This window comes from Ruminococcus sp., from assembly GCF_017650195.1.
GTDB lineage: Bacteria > Bacillota > Clostridia > Oscillospirales > Ruminococcaceae > Ruminococcus.
On sequence record NZ_JAGCFH010000198.1, the window covers coordinates 1 to 3831 of the forward strand.

General features: G+C 44.0%; 3 protein-coding genes. 1 reads left to right on the forward strand and 2 read right to left on the reverse strand.

What is annotated here, in order from left to right; translation table 11 throughout:
• Window positions 1-751 precede the first annotated feature (751 nt).
• The gene (gene glmU / locus J6U00_RS09155; protein ID WP_296581211.1) at window positions 752-2128 is read right to left on the reverse strand and encodes a bifunctional UDP-N-acetylglucosamine diphosphorylase/glucosamine-1-phosphate N-acetyltransferase GlmU; all 1377 of its coding nucleotides are present in this window, start codon (window positions 2126-2128) and stop codon (window positions 752-754) included.
• 30 nt (window positions 2129-2158) lie between these two features.
• Entirely contained in the window at window positions 2159-2812 is a 654-nt protein-coding gene (locus J6U00_RS09160) for a hypothetical protein (RefSeq protein ID WP_296581212.1), read from the reverse strand.
• A gap of 244 nt (window positions 2813-3056) precedes the next feature.
• Between J6U00_RS09160 and J6U00_RS09165 the strand changes: the two genes are divergently transcribed.
• A partial coding sequence (locus tag J6U00_RS09165; RefSeq protein WP_296581214.1) for a PEP/pyruvate-binding domain-containing protein occupies window positions 3057-3831 on the forward strand: 775 nt, incomplete at its 3' end.

Genomic DNA, 3831 nt, shown 5'->3' on the forward strand with positions numbered 1-3831 from the left:
GTCAGTTTTGGGTTTGTGCAGTTTTACAACAGTATCATTTTTGTGCTAAAAAAATAAACTCGCTCAGAATCGGCGTAATTATAGGAAATTCTTAATTGCTTTTTTGTTCTGATAAAAATTTAAACACGAACAGTACAACTTTATAGACGAAATATAAACAAATTAAATTAATACATTTGTTAATATATTATTAATGTAAAATATTATATTATTTTTAGCAATTTAGTGCTAATTTCGAGCAATATAATCAATTGAACTTCCTCCCCACATAGTCTATAATACAATTGTTGGCAGAAGAATGTACCGAAAAATCGGCTCTTCTACCACCACATAATAATGTTAAAATATATTATGTGTCCTGTAACAAAATCGGCAATTATATCCTGTGTTGCTTGATCCGGTTTTAAACTCCGCCGGAACTCATATCCAACCATCCAGTTTTAGTATACTTCCGACTATTCACAACTGTTATTAAACATTAATGCCTATAATATGTTTAATCGCCTAAAGCAGTTTAATGACGCTTGAAACATCTGAGCAGTCGAGACAGCAATGCAAACAGGTATATGGCACTTCGGATTATGTGCCCGCCGTAACTGACATTCGTGTATAGAGGGTGCATGGATGTCGCCCGATAGCGACCTTGATTGGCTTTTGAGAGGGTGTCAATGAAGGTCGTTATTCTTTTGCTTTTTAGTTCTATACCATAAAAAAGGCTGCCTTAGGGCAGCCCATTTTCCTTTTATACAGCTTATTTTCCGACTTTTGTCTTGAGTTTTCTGAGAGTATAGCCCTCATTCACCTTCATAACACCTCTGTCGATTGCAAGAGCATAGTCAGGAACATCTCTCGTAACAGTTGTTCCAGCAGCAGTATATACAGCCTTTCCAAGCTTTACCGGAGCTATTAGGTTGGTATTGCAGCCTATGAAACAGTTGTCACCGATAACACAGCGGCTCTTTGAAACACCGTCATAGTTGACAGTAACTGTTCCGCAGCCGATATTAACACGCTTTCCTATGTCACTGTCCCCCACGTAGGCAAGATGAGCGATAGCCGTCTTTTCACCGATAGTAGAGTTCTTTATCTCCACAAAATCGCCTATCTTTGCATCTGACCTGATAAGGCTGTCAGGACGTATATGTACGTAAGGTCCTATCTTTACACTGGATTCTATGACAGAATCGTAAGCTTGTACAGTATTTAGGCTAACATCGTCACCTACCCTGCAATTGTCGACTACCGTATTTGGTCCGATAACGCAGTTTTTGCCGATAGACGTATTTCTTCTCAGTATAGTGTTTGGAAGTATCTCGGTTCCGACGCCTATCTCAACACCGCGCTCTATGATAACTCCGTCTATGCAGGTAAATTCCACACCATTCTCAAGGTGCTTATTTATAACAGCCATTCTCGCATAGGTATTTAGCTCAAGAAGATCCTTCCTGTCGTTGGCACCCTTAATTATATCAGCATTATCCGACTTAAAAGCACCTGCGTTCTTGCCCTCCGATATAGCAATGGAAACTGTATCCGTAAGGTAGTATTCCTTCTGTGCGTTATTGTTATCCAGCTTGCCGAGAAGCTCCACAAGGTCAGCAGTCCTGAACCAGTAGGCACCTGAATTGACTTCTTTAACAGCCTTCTGCTCCTCGGTAGCGTCCTTTTGCTCAACAATGCCGCTGATTCCGTTCGCGCTGCGTATTATCCTTCCGTAGCCGAAGGGCTCCTCTAGCTCAGCGGTAATAACCGTTACTGCATTCCCCTGCTGCTCATGCACTGCAAGGGAATTTTTTATCGTCTCCTCGTCGATAAAAGGAGCATCGCCACAAAGCACGAGAGTATTGCCGCTCTTGTCGTTTTCGAGGAAGGGTATCGCCTGCTGTACCGCATGACCTGTTCCCAGTCTATCAGCCTGAAGAACAGTCGTATATTTTTTGCCGAGATACTCATCTATCATCTCTCCCTTGAAGCCCTTAACCACACATATGTCAGCAACTCCTGCTGCTTCGCAGGCAGTGATGACCCAGTGCAGCATAGGCTCTCCGAGAACTCTGAAAAGGGGCTTGGGCATATCAGCCTTCATGCGCTTACCCTGTCCGCCCGCCAATATAACAGCTTTATTCATATTTTTCCCTCCTGTATTTGTCAAAGAGACTTATTCCTGAGACACAGGCTCTGTCTGTTCCTCCTGGCGCTCCATATCCAAGATACTCTCCTCCGAGGCAGGTATAACCTTCCAGCCGGAGCCTTCGATCATTATCACAGAGACCGGATCCGTAAATGTGCTCTTCTCGCCGTTAACCTCAGCATCGACGGTGATATCGAGACAATAGCCATCAGTAACACTGTAGCTTGCTGATTTTATCTGAAGGTTCTCAGCAAAGGAATCATAATAATTCTTGGATATCCTGATAGCTTCTCCTCCCAGCTTGTAACAGTTTTCTGTGCTGAAGCTGCTGAGCTTTCCGCCCGCGCTGCTGCTTATTGCAACTGCGAACTGCTGCTTTACGCCAAATTTTTCAATAGCATCAAGCATCTCATCAGGGAACATACACTTTATCATGGTGTCCACGTCGCCTGTAGCGCTGCTCTCAGTAAAATTCCTTACCACCTTTTCCGCTTCGGCAGGAAGAGAAGCCGGGGCCTTTCCCTGTGCCGGTCCCACCATTGATGGATCGTATGAAACCGCCTGTGTCGTAGTAGGCTGTACAGTAGTTTCGGAGCTGTCAGTGCCGCTGCTCTTTTCACTGCATGACACAGAGCATAAAACAGCCGCGCAAACAAGTATCATCGACTTTGATATTTTCATGGAACAGAAATCTCCTTTCATAACACTCATACACATATTTTTGCACACTTTGACCGCAAATGCAAGTCTTTTTTGTTAAAAAAGCTCCGCTTTGTTGATTTTTGTACAAATAAAGTTATTTAAACGGCTTAAATTTGTCATCACATATATGGTATTTTTTTCTTGGATGTGTTATAATAGATGTAACTCGGATAATGCCCCAAAGGAAATTGTCCGGTAATGTAAAAAATGGAGGTATACACCAATGGCAAATAAGTATTGTTACCTTTTCTCAGAGGGTAATGCCAACATGAGAGAGCTTCTCGGCGGTAAGGGCGCAAACCTTGCTGAGATGACAAACATCGGTCTCCCTGTTCCTCAGGGCTTCACTATCACAACAGAGGCTTGTACTCAGTACTATGAGGACGGCGGAATCTCTGACGAGATCATGGCTGAGATCAACGAGTATATCGTTAAAATGGAAGGAATCACAGGCAAGAAGTTCGGTGACAAGGAGAATCCCCTCCTCGTTTCTGTTCGTTCAGGCGCAAGAGCTTCAATGCCCGGTATGATGGATACAATCCTTAACCTCGGTCTCAACGAGACAGTTGTTAATACTATCGCTGAAAAGTCAAACAACCCCAGATGGGCTTGGGACTGCTACAGAAGATTCATCCAGATGTATTCTGACGTAGTTATGGAAGTTGGTAAGAAGTACTTCGAGGAACTCATCGACCAGATGAAGGCTAAGAAGGGTGTAACTCAGGACGTTGAGCTTGATGCTAACGACCTCAAGGAGCTTGCAGGTCAGTTCAAGGCTGAGTACAAGGCTAAGATCGGCAAGGACTTCCCCGACGATCCCAAGGAGCAGCTCATCGGTGCTATCAAGGCTGTATTCCGTTCATGGGACAACCCCAGAGCAAACGTTTACCGTATGGACCACGATATTCCCTACAGCTGGGGTACCGCAGTTAACGTACAAATGATGGCTTTCGGTAACATGGGCGACGATTGCGGAACCGGCGTTGCTTTTACCCGTA

What these genes read in the sequence shown, in the direction of transcription:
- glmU (WP_296581211.1), bottom strand. Translation starts at nt 2,128, where the DNA reads ATGAATAAAGCTGTTATATTGGCGGGCGGACAGGGTAAGCGCATGAAG.
- J6U00_RS09160 (WP_296581212.1), bottom strand. Translation starts at nt 2,812, where the DNA reads ATGAAAATATCAAAGTCGATGATACTTGTTTGCGCGGCTGTTTTATGC.